Source organism: Streptomyces sp. NPDC046909 (genome assembly GCF_040644695.1).
Taxonomy (GTDB): domain Bacteria; phylum Actinomycetota; class Actinomycetes; order Streptomycetales; family Streptomycetaceae; genus Streptomyces.
The window spans coordinates 621,550-639,363 of record NZ_JBEYXC010000004.1 but is presented as its reverse complement, the minus strand read 5'-3'; the positions used below and the strand labels follow the sequence as shown (position 1 = coordinate 639,363).

Genomic DNA, 17,814 nt, shown 5'->3' with positions numbered 1-17,814 from the left:
GACCCTAGCGTGGACCACATGACGACCCCGGCCAACCGCCCCGCGCAGACGCAGAGTTCACCCCTGCCGCCCCGCCCCCTGCTGACCCGTCCCCTGCTGCTCCGCTTCGTGAGCCTGGTCGGCGCGAGTGTCGGCTTCTTCCTGCTGCTGTCGGTCGTACCCGCCTATGCCGCCGAATCGGGCGGCGGTGGCGCGGCGGGGCTCGCCACGGGCGCCCTCATGCTCGCCACGGTCCTCGGCGAACTGGTCACCCCGCGACTGGTCGACCGCCTCGGATACCGGACCGTCCTGATCGCCGGCCTCTTCCTGCTCGGCGCCCCGGCCCTGGCGCTCACCGCCTCCCGGGACATGGCATGGATCGTGGCCGTGTGCCTGCTGCGCGGCCTGGGCTTCGCACTCACCATCGTCGCGGGCGGCGCCCTGACCGCCACGCTGATCCCGACCGAACGCCGGGGCGAGGGGCTGGCCCTGGTGGGCGTGGTGTCGGGCGTGCCGTCCCTCATCGCGCTGCCGCTCGGACCGTGGCTGGCGGAACACGCGGGGTACGGGACGGTCGCGGTCGTCGCGGGCGGGGTCACGCTCGCCGTGATCGCCTCGGTGTTCGGCCTGCCCGATCGAGGGGAGCGGGTCGGCCAGAACGCTGGTGAAGGAACCGGTCACGACACACACGCCGAACGCCCCCTCGGTGTCCTCCCCGGCCTCCGCACCCCCACCCTCCTCCGCCCCGTCCTCGTCTTCGCCGCCACCGCGACCGCCGCCGGAATCCTGGTCACCTTCCTGCCGCTGGCGGCGGGCTCGGCGTCCTCGGGCGTGGTCGCCGCGGCCCTGTTCGCCCAGCCCGCCGCGGCGACCGTCACCCGCTGGCTGGCGGGCCGTCACGCCGACCGGCACGGCGGCGCGGGACTGGTCCTGCCGGGCCTGCTCGTGTCGGCCGCGGGCGTCCTGATCACCGCCGCAACCGGCAGCCCGGTCGCCGTCATCGCGGGATCGACGCTGTTCGGAGCCGGGTTCGGCATCGCCCAGAACGCCACCCTGACCCTGATGTACGCCAGGGTCTCCGCCTCCTCGTACGGCACGGTCAGCGCGCTGTGGAACCTCGCGTACGACGGTGGCATGGGCGTCGGTGCGGCGGGATTCGGGGTTCTGGCCGGGGTGACCGGCTATCCGTGGGCGTTCGCGGGGACGGCCGCGCTGATGCTGCTCGCGCTGGCCCCGGCGCTCCGCGATCTCCGCCACAAGGATCTACATCACAGGGATCCAGGTCACAGGGATCCAGGTCACAGGGATCCAGATCACAAGGATTACTGAAAACGATTGTCATCATGCTAGCGTCAGCGCACCCACTCTTGACCACCCCTTTACCCGGAGGGTTCCGTGCGCCTGCCCGCTCGCCACCTCGTCTCGGCCGCCGTGGCGTCCGCCCTGCTCACCGGCTGCTTCTCGGGCGCCGCGACGGAAAGCGACGGCGACGGCAAGCGCGTCCGGGTCGCGATGATGCAGCCCCCGCGCTCAGGCCTCTCCCCGCTCTCCGACGACGCGTTCAAGCTGTCCCGCTGGTCGACGGCCGAGACGCTGGTGAAGCTGGACACCGACGGGGACGCCGTACCCGCGCTGGCCACCAAGTGGCAGCAGTCCGGCCGGACGTGGACCTTCGAGATACGCGACGGCGTCACCTTCCACGACGGCACGAAGCTCGACGCCGAGGCCGTCGTACGGTCCCTCACCACCGCCGCGACCGCCTCCCCCAAGCCCCGCATCCTCGACGGCGTCGCACTCACCGCGAAGGCCGAGGACGCCGACACGGTCACCGTCACCACCGGCGACGAGGACCCGCTGGTCCCGCAGCGGCTCAGCTCGCCCCAGCTGTCGATCCTCGCCGCGAAGGCGTACACCGGGAAGACGGTGAACCCCGTCGGCGCCGGCACCGGTCCCTTCGAGCTCACGAAGGTCAACGGCACGTCCTCCGCCACCCTCGACCGCTACGACGGCTACTGGGGCGCCAAGTCCAAGTCCCCCGGTATCGACGTGAAGTTCGTGCCCGACGGCACCGCCCGCGCCGCCGCGCTCCGCAGCGGTGAGGCCGACATCGTCGAGGCGGTCCCCGTCTCGCAGGCCGCGCTGCTGGACGAGGATCTCGTCACCGAGGTTCCGATGCCGCGCACCAACACCCTGTACCTCAACACCGAGAAGGGCGCCTTCAAGAGCGCCGGTCTGCGGGCCGCCGCCCGTGAGGCCATCGACGCCGAGTCGATCGTGCAGGGCGTGTACGAGGGGCGCGCGGACGTCGCCGAGGGGCTGCTGGGGCCCGCGCTGCCGTGGGCGGCCGAGCTGAGGTCCACCGTCAAGCGCACGGCCGCCACGGAAGCGAGCGGGCAGACCATCACCATCGGCACCTTCACCGACCGCGCCGAACTCCCCGAGGTCGCCGCCACCCTCCAACAGCAGCTCCAGAAGGCCGGGTTCAAGGTCGAGCTGGACGTCCGCGAGTACGCGGCGATCGAATCCGACGCCCTCGCGGGCGAGTTCGACGCCTTCATCCTCTCCCGCGCCACCGTCCTCGACTCCGGCGACCCGGCCGCCTACCTCTACAGCGACTTCGCCTCCGACGGCTCCTTCAACATCTCCCAGCTGTCCGATTCCCGGGTGGACGCGGCGCTGAAGAAGGCCGGCGGTACCAGGACGGGTGAGGCCCGGCGCCAGGCCGTCATCGACGCCGAGGCCGCCGTGCTCGCCACCGACGCCGCCGTCCCGATGCTCCACGAGCGCGTGATCCAGGGCGACGCCGCCGGGGTCGTCGGCGCCGCGCACGACCCGCGCGAGCGGGAGCTCGTCACGGCCGCCACCTACGTCAAGTGAGGCCCACCGCCGCCGGGTCGACCCGGGTCCTGTGCCTGCTGGGGGTCCTGACCGCCGTAGGTCTCCTCCCCTGGCTGTCCGGCAGGGACCCGGCCCTCACCGTCCTGCGCGCCCGCTCCGCCGAGCAGGAACCGACGAAGGAGGCCCTGGACGCCGTACGCCGGGATCTCGGTCTGGACGCGGGTCCCCTTTCCCTGCTGGGGAGTTGGGCGTCCGACCTGGCGCACGGGGACCTCGGCACGTCGTGGGTGTCGGGCACCGAGGTGCTGCCGTCCGTCGTGGCCGGGTTGCAGGTGTCGCTGACGCTGATGGGGGCGGCCTTCGCGGTCGCGGTGCTGCTCGCGGCGACGCTGGTCGCGCCCGTTCTCGTACGGGGTCGGCGGTCGGCCGGGGCCTTCGCGGCGATGCTGGCCGCGGTGCCCGAATTCCTGCTGGCCACCGTCGCGTTGCTGGTCTGCGGGGTGTGGCTGGGGTGGCTGCCGACCTCGGGATGGCAGGGACCGGAGTACCTGGTGCTCCCCGCCCTCGCCCTCGGAGTTCCGGCGGGCGGGCTGCTCGGGCGGCTGGTCGCGGACGCGTTGCCGGGCGTGCTCGACGAGCGGTGGGTGGAGCTGTGGCGGGGTGCCGGGGTGAGCCGGGGGATCGTCGCGGGGGCCGCGTTGAAGCGTGTACTGCCGCCGCTGGTACCGCAGTTCGGGATGGCCGCCGTGGGTCTGACGGGTGGCGCGGTCGCCGTCGAGACCGTGTTCGCCGTGCCCGGCATCGGGCGTACGGCGCTCGGCGCGGCCAAGTCGCAGGATCTGCCGCTGCTCCAGGGCGCCGTGCTGGCGCTGCTGACGCTCGGCCTGGTGGTGGGCGCGCTGGCGGCGTTCATCCGGCGCCGGCTGCTCGGCCCCGCCCTGCGCGACGCCTCCCTCGCGCTGCCTCCCGCCCGCCCGGTCCGCACCCACCCCGCGATCCCGTTGACCCTGTTCACGGTCCTCGCCGTGACCATCGGCTGGGGCCTGCTGCGCGACCCGTACGCCATCAGCACGGCGGACCGGCTGGCCGCGCCCACCTGGTCGCACCCGCTCGGCACCGACGGCCTCGGCCGTGACGTACTGGCCCGGCTCGGACACGGCGCCGCCACCACCGTCGGCACGGCCGCCGCCGTCTGCCTGCTGAGCCTGCTGCTCGCGCTGGCACTCGGCTTCCTGCCCGGTGTCGCGGCGGGCGCGGCGGACATCGCCAACGCGCTGCCCCCGGTGATCGTCGGCATCCTGGTCGCAGCGGTGGCCGGACCGGGCACCGGCGGTGCCGCCTTCGCGGTCGCGCTCATCTCCTGGCCCCCGCTCGCGGCACACGCGGCGGCGCTGGTGCAGGAGGTACGGGCGTCCGGCTTCCTCCTGGCCCAACGCGCCATCGGCGCACCGCCGTCGTGGATCCTGACCCGGCACGTCCTCCCGTCGGTGGCCGCCCCCGTCGCCCGCCACGCCCTGCTGCGCCTGCCCGGCATCGCCCTCGCCCTGGCCTCCCTGGGCTTCCTCGGCCTGGGCGCCCAACCCCCCGCCCCGGAATGGGGGTTGCTCCTCGACGAGTCCCGCGCCTACGTCGAACGCGCCCCCTGGGCGGCCCTCGCCCCGGCGGTAGCACTGGCGCTGCTGGCCGGGCTGGCGGTGTCGGGGGCGTCGTACGCCTCATACGCCTCGCAGGCCTCGTACGCCCAGGCCCGGAAGGCCAAGGCAACCAGGACACGCACAAGGACCAGGAAGGTGACCCCCGTTGGCGTCTGACGTACTGCTGTCGGTGCGGGATCTGCGGATCGACTTCGACGGGCTGGAAGCCGTGCGCGGCCTCTCCTTCGACGTGCACGCGGGCGAAGTGCTCGCCCTCGTCGGCGAGTCGGGCGCGGGCAAGTCCCTCACGGCCCGGGCCCTGCTGGGCATGCTCCCGCCGGAGGCCACGCTGACCGGCACGATCCGCCCGGACCTCTCCGCCCACCGGGGCCGCCGTATCGCCCTCGTCCCCCAGGACGCCCTGTCCGCGCTGTCCCCGGTACACCCCGTCGGCGACCAACTCGCCGCCGCCGTACGGTCGGTGACCCGCGTCTCCCGCACGGAGGCCCGCGCCCGCGCCGTCGCCGCCCTCGACCGCGTCGGCATCCCGGACGCCGCCCGCACGTCCCGCGCCTACCCGCACGAGTACTCCGGCGGCATGCGGCAACGCGCCGTCATCGCCATGGCCACCATCAACGAACCGGACATCCTGATCGCCGACGAACCGACCACCGCCCTCGACGAGGAACGCCGCGACCAGATCCTGAAGCTCCTCACCGACCGACGCCAGGCCGTCGGCGCCGCACTGGTCCTGGTCACCCACGACCTGGACGCGGTACGCCGACACGCGGACCGCGCCCTCGTCATGTACGCCGGCCGCCTGACCGAACTGGGCCCGGCGGAAAGAGTGTTGAGCACCCCGCTGGCTCCCTACACGGCGGGGCTACTGGCATCACTCCCGCAGGACGAGCTGGGCGCCGAGCACGAGCGAGGTCCCGAGCACGAGCGAGGTCCCGAGCACGAGCGAGGTCCCGAGCACGAGCGAGGTCCCGAGCACGAGCTGGGCCGCCAGACCGCCCACAGCTCCGAGTACGAGCGAGACCCCGAGCACGTCCGAGACCCCCAGCACGAGCCGGGCCGCCGGGCTGCCCGAGACCCGCAGGACGACCGCGACGCCCAGCCGGCCCCAGCGCCCCACCACGCCTCAGAACCCCAGCACACCCAAAACGCCGAGCACCCCCGAGGCCTCCAGCCGCCCCAAAACTCCAAGCACCCCCGAGCCCCCAGGCCCGCCCGAAGCCGCCGTCTCCCCACCCTCCCCGGCACTCCCCCACCCCCGGGCGCCCTCCCACCAGGCTGCGCCTTCGCCCCCCGCTGCGCCCGCGCGACGGACCTCTGCCGCCGCACCGAGCCGGAGCCGCAGCGGACGGACGGTGATCGGCTGGTCGCCTGTCATCACCGGGAGGAAGTGTGACCACCGTAACCACCGGGACCACCGCGACCACCCCTCTCCTCGACGTCCGCGACCTCGTCGTCCGCCACGGGGCGGTGACCGCCGTGGACGGCGTGAGCTTCGCCCTGGACGCCGGTGAAACCCTCGCCCTCAACGGCCCCTCCGGCTGCGGCAAGTCCTCGACCGCGCTGGCGGTACTCCAGCTGCGCCGCCCGGACTCCGGGGAAGTCCGTTTCGAGGGGCGGGAGTTGACGGCCCTGAGCGAGCGCGAGCTGCGCCCGCTGCGGCCGCGTATGCAGCCCGTCTTCCAGGATCCGTACGGCTCCCTCAGCCCCCGCCACCGCATCCGGGACGCGGTGGCGGAGCCGCTCCGCCTCCAGGGCCGCCGCCCCACGCCCGCCGACGTGGCCGAACTCCTCGACCGGGTCGGACTGGACCCCTCGTACGGCGACCGGCGTCCGCACGAGCTGTCCGGAGGACAGTGCCAACGGGTGGGTATCGCAAGGGCGTTGGCGTCCGAACCCCGCCTCCTGGTCCTCGACGAGCCGGTGTCGGCACTGGATCCCTCCGTCCGGGCCGGGATCCTCAACCTCCTCGCCGACCTCCAGGACGAGCTGGGCCTGGCGTACCTGTTCATCTGCCACGACCGGGCCGTCGTACGGCATGTCGCGGACCGGGTGCTGGAGATGCGGGACGGGCGGATCAGCCCTTCGTGACCCCGGCGACCACCTGACTCAGACCCTCGGTGAGCGCGTCGGCGTCGGGCGCGTTCTCGGGGTCGAAGACCCACTGCGCGATGAGGCCCGTCATCAGGGCCGTGTAGAACTTGCCGACGGTGTCCAGGGTCTCGTCCGGGACGTCCTCCTCCCGCATGCCCATGAAGAGGGCGACCAGGGCGCGCCCGGCCTCCCGCTGCTGCTGCGCCAGATGGTCACGCACCACCGGCAGCTGGTCGCCCATGGCCACGATCTCCACGCTGAGGCGCCACATCGAACCCGGCCCCCGCATGGTGCCGATGATGTTCGACCACACCTCCCGGAACCGCTCGATCGAGCCGGGCGCGCCCACGATCCCGGCGGACTCCTCCCCCTCGAAGGCGTCGGACATGTCACCGACCAGCGCCAGATACGCCTCCGCCAGCAGCGCGTCCTTCGAGCCGTAGTGGTAGCCGATGGACGCCAGGTTCGTCCCCGACTCCTTCACGATGTCGCGCGCGGTCGTGCGCACGAAGCCCTTCTCCAGCAGGCAGCGCTTGGCGCCTTCGAGCAGATCCTCACGGTGTCCCATGCGCCCACCTTATCTAGACAAGCGATTTATACAACCGTTACAGACATCCGTTCTATACGCACGTCATAGACAAGCGTTTAAGACATCCGTATAGTCGCCGTCATGACGAACTCGACGAGCACCACCTCCCGTGCCGGACGGCGTGAATGGACCGCCCTCGGCGTCCTGATGCTCCCGCTGCTGCTGGTCTCGATGGACGTCTCCGTCCTCTACTTCGCGATCCCGTCGATCAGCGCGGACCTGGAGCCGACCGGCACCCAGCAGCTGTGGATCTTCGACATCTACGCGTTCGTGCTCGCCGGCCTGCTGATGACGATGGGCTCGCTCGGCGACCGCATCGGCCACCGCCGCCTCCTGCTGATCGGCGCCACCGCCTTCGGCGCCGCCTCCCTGATGGCGGCGTACGCGAACAGCTCCGAGACCCTGATCGCGGCCCGCGCGATCCTGGGCATCGGCGGCGCGACCCTGATGCCGTCGACGATGGCCCTGCTCCGCGCGATGTTCACCGACCCCGGCCAGCGCGCGAAGGCGATCGGACTGTGGTCCGGCGTGATGACGGCCGGCATCGCGCTCGGCTCGGTGATGAGCGGGGTGCTGGTCGAGTACTTCTGGTGGGGCTCGGTCTTCCTGGTCAACCTGCCCGCGATGGCCCTGCTCCTGCTCCTCGGCCCGGCACTGCTCCCCGAGTCCCGGAACCCCGCCACCGGCCGCTTCGACTGGCTGAGCGTCCCGCTGTCGATGGCCGCCGTGCTCCCCGTCATCTACGGCCTGAAGGAGATCCCCTCCGAGGGCTGGAACGTTCGATACGTCGTCTCGATCACCGTCGGTCTGCTCTTCGCGGTCCTCTTCGTCCGCCGCCAGCGCACCGCGGCCTCACCGATGATCGACCCGGCCCTGTTCCGCAGCCGTGGCTTCGCCCCGTCCGTCGCGCTGAACCTCGTCTCGGCCTTCGGGATCATGGGTTCGGCCTACTTCACCACGCAGTATCTGCAGTCGGTGCTCGACAAGAGCGCGCTGGAGGCGGCCCTGTGGGCGCTGCTGCCGTCGGTGCCGATCGGAGCGGCGGCGCCGGTCGCGACGAGCCTCGTCCAGAAGGGCGTCAGCCGCGCCTCCGTCGTCACCGCCGGCTTCCTGATCGCCTCGGCCGGGTTCGTGGTCCTGGCCTTCGCCGGTACGGACTCGCTGTGGCTGGTGCTGACCGCCTGCGCGGTCCTCGCCGTCGGCGGTGTGATCGTGATGTCCCAGATCATGGACCTGGCGATGGGCGCCGCCCCGGCGGAGCGCGCGGGCACCGCGTCCTCCCTGATGGAGACGGGCTCGGAGTTCGGCGGTGCGCTGGGTATGGCGCTGCTCGGTTCCATCGGTACGGCGGTCTACCGCCACGAGATGCCGGGTACGGCGCCGGACGCGGCCCGCGAGACGCTGGGCGGGGCGCTGGCGGTGGCGGATCAGGTGCCGGGGCTCGCGCCGGTGGCCCGGGAGGCGTTCACCAGTGGGATGACCGGGGCGGCGATCGCCGGGGCGGTAGTGCTGGCGGGGGCGGCTGCACTGGCCGCGGCCACTCTGCGGAGGGCCGATGTGCGCGAGCACAGCACGACGCCGGACGAGCCGAGTTCCCTCAGCCCGTCCGGCGTTTGAGGACGAGGCCCCTTCAGGGCCGAAGCGGGGGTCTGGGGGCGGCAGCCCCCAGCAACCACCGCGACCTCAGACCAGGTTCACCGCACGAGCGGACGTCGCGCCGATCTCCTCGGCGACCTCCGTCAGCACGTTCGCCGGAACCGTGTCGTCCACCGTCAGCACGGCGAGCGCCTCGCCGCCGGCGACCGCGCGGGACACCTGCATACCGGCGATGTTGATGCCGGCCTCGCCGAAGACGCGGCCGACGGTGCCGACGACACCGGGACGGTCCTCGTACTTGAGGACGACCATGTGGTCGGCGAGCGCCAGGTCGACGTCGTAGTCGCCGACGGCCACGATCTTCTGGAGGTGCTTCGGGCCGGCCAGCGTGCCGGAGACCGCGACCTCCTCGCCGCTGCCGAGCGTGCCGCGCACGGTGACGACGTTGCGGTGGTCGGCCGACTCCGAGCTGGTCGTCAGACGGACCTCGACGCCGCGCTCCTGCGCGAACAGCGGGGCGTTGACGTAGGAGACCGTCTCGTCGACGACGTCCTCGAAGACACCCTTGAGGGCGGAGAGCTCCAGCACCTTCACATCGTGCTGGGTGATCTCGCCGTACACCTCGACGTCGAGGCGGACCGCGACCTCGCCCGCGAGCGCGGTGAAGATACGGCCGAGACGCTCGGCGAGCGGGAGGCCCGGCTTGACGTCCTCGGCGATGACGCCACCCTGGACGTTCACCGCGTCCGGGACGAGCTCACCGGCGAGGGCGAGGCGCACGGAGCGGGCGACGGCGATGCCGGCCTTCTCCTGGGCCTCGTCCGTCGAGGCACCGAGGTGCGGGGTGGAGACGACCTGGTCGAACTCGAACAGCGGGGAGTCCGTGCAGGGCTCCTTCGCGTACACATCGAGGCCGGCACCGGCGACCCGGCCCTCCTTGAGCGCCGAGTACAGCGCCTCCTCGTCGACGATCCCACCGCGCGCGGCGTTGACGATCCGCACGCTCGGCTTGACCTTGCGCAGCGCCTCGTCGCCGATGAGGCCGACCGTCTCGGGGGTCTTCGGGAGGTGGACGGTGATGAAGTCGGAGACCTCGAGCAGCTCGTCCAGCGACAGCACCTTGACGCCCATCTGCGCGGCACGCGCGGGCTGGATGTAGGGGTCGTACGCGACGACCTTCATCCCGAACGCGGACATGCGCTGCGCGACCAGCGCGCCGATGCGGCCGAGGCCGACGACACCGAGGGTCTTCTCGGCGAGCTCGACGCCCGTGTACTTGCTGCGCTTCCACTCGCCCTGCTTGAGCGCGGCGTTGGCCTGCGGGATGTGACGCGCGGTGGCCAGCAGCAGACCGCAGGCCAGCTCGGCGGCGGTCACGATGTTGGAGGTCGGGGCGTTGACGACCATCACGCCGGCCTTGGTGGCGGCGGAGACGTCCACGTTGTCCAGGCCGACGCCGGCTCGTGCGACGACCTTCAGCTTGTTCGCGGCGGCGATCGCCTCGGCGTCCACCTTGGTGGCGGAGCGGATCAGAATCGCGTCGACCTCGGCGATGGCCGGCAGCAACTCGGCGCGGTCCGCGCCGTTGCAGTGCCGGATCTCGAAGTCGGGTCCAAGCGCGTCGACGGTCGCAGGCGACAGCTCTTCAGCGATGAGTACGACAGGTTTCGAGCTCACGTGAGTCCTCACATGTCCAATGCGGACGGCCGTCCCGACGGCCGCAGGCGGTGGAGGGAGCGGCGCCGGGGAGGGTCGGGTGCGTTCCCGCGTCGGTCGGTGCGTGCTCTCCGTGTGCCGGGCGAAGGTCCTCGTAGCGGAGCTACTAGGGCCTTTGACCGGTGCGGCGAGAGTGCGTGCCGGGCGGCGTGGGGACGTGCCTGCCCCTCCTCGGGGTCGCTGTGCTAGCCGCGTGGAAGACGCACGACGCTGTGGGCCTGACGCGTATGTAGTACGGCAGTGTAGTGGCGCTTCATAGGTCGTCCTGCGCCGCTACGGAAGGATCACCCGTCCGTGATGTGACGGGTTGGACAAAGGGGCCGGAGCGCACTGCTCCGGCCCCGTCGTCAGGAGGCTCAGGCCTCTTCGTTCACCCAGCTCATCAGCTTGCGCAGCTGCTTGCCGGTGGTCTCCAGGAGGTGCTCGGAGTCCTGCTGCTTGTACTCGTTGTACTTCTTCAGACCGCCGTGGTACTCGGCCATCCACTCACGCGCGAAGGTGCCGTCCTGGATCTCGGCGAGGACCTTCTTCATCTCGGCCTTGGTGGCGTCGGTGATGATGCGCGGGCCGGTGACGTAGTCGCCCCACTCGGCGGTCTCGGAGACGGACCAGCGCATCTTCTCCAGGCCGCCCTCGTACATGAGGTCGACGATGAGCTTCAGCTCGTGCAGGCACTCGAAGTACGCGATCTCCGGCTGGTAGCCCGCCTCGGTCAGCGTCTCGAAACCGGCCTTGACCAGCGCGGCCGTACCACCGCAGAGGACGGCCTGCTCACCGAACAGGTCGGTCTCGGTCTCCTCGGTGAAGGTCGTCTTGATGACGCCCGCGCGGGTGCCGCCGATGCCCTTGGCGTACGACAGGGCGAGCGCGAAGGCGTTGCCGGTCGCGTCCTGCTCGACGGCCGCGATGCAGGGAACGCCGCGACCCTCCTCGTACTGACGACGGACGAGGTGACCGGGGCCCTTGGGGGCGACCATGCAGACGTCGACGCCGGCCGGGGGCTTGATGAAGTCGAAGCGGATGTTCAGACCGTGGCCGAAGAACAGCGCGTCGCCCTCGTTGAGGTTGTCCTTGATGGACTCCTCGTAGACCTGGGCCTGGATCGGGTCCGGCACCAGGATCATGATGACGTCGGCCTCGGCGGCGGCCTCGGCGGGCGTCACCACGCGCAGGCCCTGCTCCTCGGCCTTGGCCTTGGACTTCGAGCCCTCGTGCAGACCCACGCGGACGTCGACACCCGAGTCACGCAGCGACAGCGCGTGGGCGTGGCCCTGGCTGCCGTAACCGATGACCGCGACCTTGCGGCCCTGGATGATGGACAGGTCGGCGTCGGCGTCGTAGAACAGCTCGGCCACTTTGGGTTCTCTCCTTGAGTGCAGGTGTTGCGTCCCACCGTATGACGGCGGGGTGAGGGGAAGTCTCGGGGTCTCGCCATACGGGCGGCCGACGATGGCGACCGCCCGTACGAAAGGGTTACGCGGATCGGTCGAGCGCGCGCAGCGAGCGGTCCGTGATCGAACGGGCGCCGCGGCCGATGGCGATGGTGCCGGACTGGACGAGCTCCTTGATGCCGAACGGCTCCAGCATCTTGAGCATGGCCTCCAGCTTGTCGGCGCCGCCGGTGGCCTCGATGGTGACGGCCTCCGGGGAGACGTCGACGGTCTTGGCGCGGAACAGCTGGACGATCTCGATGATCTGGGAGCGCGTCTCGTTGTCGGCGCGCACCTTCACCAGAACGAGTTCACGCTGAACGGCGCTCGACGGCTCCAGCTCGACGATCTTGAGGACCTCGACGAGCTTGTTGAGCTGCTTGGTGACCTGCTCCAGCGGCAGCGCGTCGACGCTCACCACGATCGTGATGCGGGAGATGTCGGCGTGCTCGGTGACCCCCACGGCGAGCGAGTCGATGTTGAAGCCGCGGCGGGAGAACAGGGCCGCGATGCGGGCCAGGATGCCGGGCTTGTTCTCCACCAGGACGGAGAGCGTGTGCTTGGACATGATCTTTTACGTCTCTCTCGCTCAGTCGTCTTCGTTGTCGCCGAAGTCGGGGCGGACGTCCCGGGCGGCCAGGATCTCGTCGTTGGAGGTGCCGGCGGCGACCATCGGCCACACCATCGCGTCCTCGTGGACGATGAAGTCGATGACGACCGGACGGTCGTTGATGGAGTTCGCCTCTTCGATGACCTTGTCGAGGTCGTCCGGGGACTCGCAGCGGATCGCGTAGCAGCCCATGGCCTCCGACAGCTTCACGAAGTCCGGGACACGGGTGCCGCGGGCCTGCGGGTTGACGTCGTCGGGGCCCGAGTGCAGCACGGTGTTGGAGTACCGCTGGTTGTAGAAGAGGGTCTGCCACTGGCGGACCATCCCGAGGGCGCCGTTGTTGATGACGGCGACCTTGATCGGGATGTTGTTCAGGGCGCAGGTGGTGAGCTCCTGATTGGTCATCTGGAAGCAGCCGTCGCCGTCGATCGCCCAGACCGTGCGGTCCGGCCGCCCGGCCTTGGCGCCCATCGCGGCCGGGACCGCGTAGCCCATGGTGCCCGCGCCGCCCGAGTTCAGCCAGGTCGCCGGCTTCTCGTACTGGACGTAGTGCGCGGCCCACATCTGGTGCTGGCCGACGCCCGCGGCGAAGATCGTGCCCTCCGGCGCCAGCTGGCCGATGCGCTCGATGACCTGCTGCGGGGAGAGCGTGCCGTTGGTCGGGTGGTCGTAGCCCAGCGGGTAGGTCTCGCGCCAGCGGTTGAGGTCCTTCCACCAGGAGCTGTAGTCGCCGTGGTGACCCTCGCTGTGCTCCTTCTGCACGGCCTGGACCAGGTCGGCGATGACCTCGCGGGCGTCACCGACGATCGGCACGTCGGCGGCGCGGTTCTTGCCGATCTCCGCGGGGTCGATATCGGCGTGGACGATCTTGGCGTACGGGGCGAAGCTGTCCAGCTTGCCGGTGACGCGGTCGTCGAAGCGGGCTCCGAGGGCGACGATCAGGTCGGCCTTCTGCAGCGCGGTGACGGCGGTGACCGCACCGTGCATGCCCGGCATTCCCACGTGCAGCGGGTGGCTGTCGGGGAATGCGCCGAGCGCCATCAGGGTGGTGGTGACGGGCGCTCCGGTGAGCTCGGCGAGCACCTTCAGCTCGGCGGTGGCCTGTGCCTTGATGACACCGCCGCCGACGTAGAGGACGGGTCGCTTCGCGTTGGTGATGAGCTTGGCGGCCTCGCGGATCTGCTTGGCGTGCGGCTTGGTGACGGGCCGGTAGCCGGGCAGGTCCATGGTGGGCGGCCAGGAGAAGGTGGTCTGGGCCTGGAGGGCGTCCTTGGCGATGTCGACCAGGACCGGCCCGGGGCGGCCGGTGGAGGCGATGTGGAACGCCTGCGCGATGGTCCGCGGGATGTCCTCGGCCTTGGTGACCAGGAAGTTGTGCTTGGTGATCGGCATGGTGATGCCGACGATGTCCGCCTCCTGGAAGGCGTCCGTCCCGATCGCCTTGGACGCGACCTGCCCGGTGATCGCCACGAGCGCCACCGAGTCCATGTGCGCGTCCGCGATCGGCGTGACCAGGTTGGTCGCGCCCGGGCCCGAGGTCGCCATGCAGACGCCGACCTTGCCGGTGGCCTGTGCGTAGCCGGTGGCCGCGTGGCCTGCGCCCTGCTCGTGGCGGACCAGGACGTGACGCACGCGCTTCGAGTCCATCAGCGGGTCGTACGCGGGCAGGATGGCCCCGCCGGGGATCCCGAATACCGTGTCGGCGCCGACCTCCTCGAGAGAGCGGATGAGGGACTGCGCACCCGTGACGCGCTCGGGGGCGGACTGCTGTCCTCCGGATCGGGGCCGCGGCTGCGGATGGTGGGCCCCGGTGGCCTGCTCGGTCATCGTCATTCTCTTCTCGATGCTGAGGGTTTTTGCGAGTTTTGTGCTGGTCTGCGAAGTAGCTCTAAAGGCGCCTGTGCAACAAAAAACCCCTCGTGCCAAGAGGCAAGCGAGGGGAGCGCGCCGGGTGTGGTCGCTGGGAGTTCCGGGTCCGTCCGGACATCACCAGCTCAGCCGACGCGCTTTCCAAGTACGAGAATTCGGGTGCGCATGGCACTGACCCTCCCCCCGGCGCACACCCAGTGTCAAGCGGGTGGGACGGGAGTCTCATTATGTGAGCGAAGGGCACGTCCGCCTCCGAGGACAGCCGGGGACATCACTTGTGTACACCGCCCCGCCGGTTTCCGCTCGCTCACCTCCGGGGCGCTCCAGTCGGCGTCGAGGCCACGACCGTGCTCAGGCCTTCCGGCCGTCGCGGGCCGCCGCCCTCGACACCGACGCGACCTTGCGGTTCTCTCCCGCCGCCGCCCACGAACGCGGGCTCGGCCGGTCCGTGCGGCACCGGATAATGGCCGGAACCGAGCGCCCGGCGCAGCCGGTACTCGTCCAGCGGCCCGGAGAACGCCATCCCCTGTCCGTGCGTGCACCCCATCGCCCGCAGCGCCACGACCTGCTCCGGCAGATCCACGCCGTCGGCCACGGACTGCAGGCCCAGATCACCGGCGATCCTGAGCAGCCCACTGGTGATCTTGTGCAGCCGCGCGGACTCCACGACCCCCTCGACCAGACTGCGGTCGAGTTTGAGTACGTCGACGGGGAGCCGCCGCAGCGCCGTGATGGCCGCGTATCCGCTGCCGAAGCCGTCCAGGGCGATCCGGACGCCGAGTCTGCGCAGGGCGCCGAGCCGGCGTTCCAGCTCGTCCAGGGAGACCCTGGGGTCGGTTTCGGACAGCTCGATCACCAGGGCCCCGGAGGGCAGCCCGTGCCGGGTCAGCAGGGCCTCGATCGAGCCGAGCGGCAGGGAGCGGTCCAGCAGTCTCCGGGCGCTCATCCGGACCGCCACCGGCACGGAGAGCCCGGTCGCGGTGCGCTCGGCGGCCTGCTCGACGGCCTCCTCCAGCATCCAGCGGCCCAGCTCGGCGGTCTTGTCGTTGTCCTCGGCGACCCGCAGGAACTCGGCGGGCGTGAACAGCACGCCCTGCGAGGAGCGCCAGCGCGCCTGGGCGGCGACCGAGGTGATCCGGCCGTCCTCCAGACAGACCACGGGCTGGTGCAGCAGCGCGAACTCGCCGTCGTGCAGCGCGGCACGCAGGCGCGTGGCCAGCTCCGCCTTGCGTACGACGTCCTGCTGCATCTGCGGCGCGTACAGCTCGACGCGTCCCTTTCCGGCCGACTTGGCGCGGTACATCGCGAGGTCCGCGTTGCGCAGGATCTCGCCCGCGCCGAGGCCCGGCTCGGAGAAGGCGACGCCGATGGAGGCGGCGACGCGGACATCGTTGCCGTCGATGAGGTAGGGCTGGGAGAGGGTGATCCTGAGGCGGTCGGCGAGCTCCAGGATGTGGCGTTCGCGGGCACCGCGGTCCCGTCCGCCGTCCCCGACGATCAGGGCCGCGAACTCGTCGCCGCCGAGCCTGGACGCGGTGTCGCCGTGCCGGACCGCGTCCTGGAGTCTGCGGGCGGCCTGGACGAGCAGTTCGTCCCCGGCCTGGTGCCCGATCGTGTCGTTGACGGCCTTGAAGCCGTCGAGGTCGATGAAGAGGACGGCCGTACCGCGGTCGGAGGAGCGGCGGCCGGACAGCGCCTGCTGGACCCGCTTGGTGAACAGGGCGCGGTTGGGCAGGTCGGTGAGCGGGTCGTGCTCGGCGTTGTGCTGGAGCTGCGCCTGCAACCGCACCCTCTCGGTCACGTCCCGGCTGTTGAAGATGAGGCCGCCGTGGTGCCGGTTGACGGTGGACTCGACGTTGAGCCAGCCGCCGTCGCCCGACCGGAAGCGGCACTCGATGCGGGTGGTGGGTTCATCGAGGGGGCTGGCGGCGAGGAAGCGGCGCACCTCGTGCACCACGCAGCCCAGGTCCTCCGGGTGGATGAGATTGGCCAGTTCGGTCCCCACGAGGTCCTCCGCGGGGCAGCCGTAGACACCCGCGGCGGCCGGGGAGACGTAGCGCAGGATCCCGTTGGGCGCGGCGATCATGATGACGTCGCTGGAGCCCTGCACCAGGGAGCGGAAGTGGCTCTCCTTCTGGGCCAGTTCCTGGGTGAGGGTGATGTTGTCGAGGAGCATGATGCCCTGGCGCACCACGAGGGCGAGCACGACGGTGCCGCAGGTGAGGAGCACCACGCGGTCGACGCTGCGGCCGTTGAGGACGTTGTAGAGGATCCCCAGCGTGCAGACGGCGGCCGCGAGATACGGCGTGAGGGCGGCGAGGGAGCCGGCGATGGGCCGGGCGGCCGGATACCGGCTGTGATCACCCCCTTGCAGGGGCGGTTGGTGGTGGATGCCGCCGCGCTGTCTCGGCAGGTGCTCGTGGACCACGCGCGTGTGCCCCGAGCCGTCCTGCCGGTCGGCCTCCGGGTACCCGTGCCGGGGCGAGACCCAGGGGGCGTAGGCGAGGAGCAGCGAGCCCGCGAACCAGCCCGCGTCGAGGAGTTGGCCGGAGCGGTAGTTGTTGTGCAGCAGCGGTGAGGTGAACAGGGCGTCGCACATCACGGTCAGGGCGAGCGCGCCGATCGCGGTGTTGATCGCGGAGCGGTTCACCGCCGAGCGCCGGAAGTGCAGCGCGAGCACCATGCTGACGAGGGCGATGTCGAGCAGCGGGTAGGCCAGCGACAGCGCGGTGTGCGCGACGCTGGGGCCTTCGGACTTCGCCGCCTGGGCGAGGGCGAGGCTCCAGGAGAGGGTGAGCAGCGAGCCGCCGATCAGCCAGGCGTCCAGGCCGAGGCAGACCCAACCGGCCTTCGTCACCGGCCGTTTGGCGAGGACCAGCAGGCCCACGATCGCGGGCGGCGCGAAGCACAGGAAGAACCCGTCGGCGTACGAGGGGCTGGGCACGGGCCGCCGCAGCACCACCTCGTACCAGCCCCAGATCAGATTGCCCAGGGAGGCCATGGCCGAGGAGAGCGCGAACAGCAGCCAGGCCGGTCGAAAGCGGATACGGCGTCGACGGGCGTAGAGGAAGCAGGACACGGCGGCGATACCGGCCGCGGCGGCCAGTCCGAAGTCGCCCATGACGAGCGCGACTTGCTCCGAACCCCAGCCGAGCGCGGAACCGACGGCGTATCCCGCGCAGACCAGGGCCAGAACGAGTTGGTGGACCAGGCTCGCCCCGCCACCGGGGACCGGCGGCCTGGGCAGCAGCGCCCCTGGCGAAGGCTGTGCCCGCAGCGCTCCGTTGAGGGTGGTCGTGGGAGGCGGCGGCGAGCTCACCGGGCCCTCCCGGTCCGCGCCGCTCCAGGGTCCCGGGAGTCCGGGGTCGCTGGATGCGCATGCCTCCTGCGGCTGCTGTGCCTGCGGTGGTGGTGGCTGTGACGGCAGTTGTGGCTGCCGTG

At 71.3% G+C, this 17,814-nt stretch carries 12 protein-coding genes; 6 read left to right on the top strand and 6 right to left on the bottom strand.

Annotated features, from left to right (window positions below; translation table 11 throughout):
- The first annotated feature begins 18 nt into the window (after positions 1–18).
- The 5 genes from ABZ928_RS15915 to ABZ928_RS15895 all read left to right on the top strand — a co-directional run bounded on the left by ABZ928_RS15915 (position 19) and on the right by ABZ928_RS15895 (position 6,560).
- Entirely contained in the window at positions 19–1,308 is a 1,290-nt protein-coding gene (locus tag ABZ928_RS15915; protein WP_361518570.1) for an MFS transporter, read from the top strand.
- Between the two features lie 66 nt (positions 1,309–1,374).
- The gene (locus tag ABZ928_RS15910; protein ID WP_361518568.1) at positions 1,375–2,856 is read left to right on the top strand and encodes an ABC transporter substrate-binding protein; all 1,482 of its coding nucleotides are present in this window, start codon (positions 1,375–1,377) and stop codon (positions 2,854–2,856) included.
- Positions 2,853–4,628 carry an ABC transporter permease subunit gene (locus tag ABZ928_RS15905; RefSeq protein WP_361518567.1) on the top strand — a complete coding sequence of 592 codons (1,776 nt, stop codon included), beginning with the start codon at positions 2,853–2,855 and terminating at the stop codon, positions 4,626–4,628. The genes ABZ928_RS15910 and ABZ928_RS15905 overlap by 4 nt, the downstream gene beginning before the upstream one ends.
- Positions 4,618–5,865 carry an ABC transporter ATP-binding protein gene (locus ABZ928_RS15900; protein ID WP_361518566.1) on the top strand — a complete coding sequence of 416 codons (1,248 nt, stop codon included), beginning with the start codon at positions 4,618–4,620 and terminating at the stop codon, positions 5,863–5,865. Before ABZ928_RS15905 ends, ABZ928_RS15900 begins: the two co-directional genes overlap by 11 nt.
- Positions 5,862–6,560: a dipeptide/oligopeptide/nickel ABC transporter ATP-binding protein gene (locus tag ABZ928_RS15895; protein WP_361518565.1), complete on the top strand. Its 699-nt coding sequence runs from the start codon at positions 5,862–5,864 to the stop codon at positions 6,558–6,560. Before ABZ928_RS15900 ends, ABZ928_RS15895 begins: the two co-directional genes overlap by 4 nt.
- Here the strand turns inward: ABZ928_RS15895 and ABZ928_RS15890 are convergent.
- Positions 6,547–7,131, bottom strand: coding sequence for a TetR/AcrR family transcriptional regulator (locus ABZ928_RS15890; protein WP_361518564.1), 585 nt, complete (start codon positions 7,129–7,131; stop codon positions 6,547–6,549). The genes ABZ928_RS15895 and ABZ928_RS15890 overlap by 14 nt on opposite strands.
- A gap of 102 nt (positions 7,132–7,233) precedes the next feature.
- On the opposite strand from ABZ928_RS15890, the gene ABZ928_RS15885 reads away from it, so the two are divergent.
- Positions 7,234–8,769 carry an MFS transporter gene (locus tag ABZ928_RS15885; protein ID WP_361518562.1) on the top strand — a complete coding sequence of 512 codons (1,536 nt, stop codon included), beginning with the start codon at positions 7,234–7,236 and terminating at the stop codon, positions 8,767–8,769.
- Positions 8,770–8,835: 66 nt separating this feature from the next.
- On the opposite strand, the gene serA is transcribed toward ABZ928_RS15885, so the two are convergent.
- The 5 genes from serA to ABZ928_RS15860 form a co-directional block, all read right to left on the bottom strand.
- The gene (gene serA, locus ABZ928_RS15880) at positions 8,836–10,425 is read right to left on the bottom strand and encodes a phosphoglycerate dehydrogenase (protein WP_361518561.1); all 1,590 of its coding nucleotides are present in this window, start codon (positions 10,423–10,425) and stop codon (positions 8,836–8,838) included.
- Positions 10,426–10,820: 395 nt separating this feature from the next.
- Positions 10,821–11,819 carry a ketol-acid reductoisomerase gene (gene ilvC, locus ABZ928_RS15875; protein WP_361518559.1) on the bottom strand — a complete coding sequence of 333 codons (999 nt, stop codon included), beginning with the start codon at positions 11,817–11,819 and terminating at the stop codon, positions 10,821–10,823.
- 118 nt (positions 11,820–11,937) lie between these two features.
- Positions 11,938–12,462, bottom strand: a complete 525-nt coding sequence (gene ilvN / locus ABZ928_RS15870; protein WP_361518558.1) for an acetolactate synthase small subunit — start codon at positions 12,460–12,462, stop codon at positions 11,938–11,940.
- Between the two features lie 21 nt (positions 12,463–12,483).
- Positions 12,484–14,337, bottom strand: a complete 1,854-nt coding sequence (locus tag ABZ928_RS15865) for an acetolactate synthase large subunit (RefSeq protein WP_361518556.1) — start codon at positions 14,335–14,337, stop codon at positions 12,484–12,486.
- 343 nt (positions 14,338–14,680) lie between these two features.
- The gene (locus tag ABZ928_RS15860) at positions 14,681–17,692 is read right to left on the bottom strand and encodes an EAL domain-containing protein (protein WP_361518554.1); all 3,012 of its coding nucleotides are present in this window, start codon (positions 17,690–17,692) and stop codon (positions 14,681–14,683) included.
- Positions 17,693–17,814 lie beyond the last annotated feature (122 nt).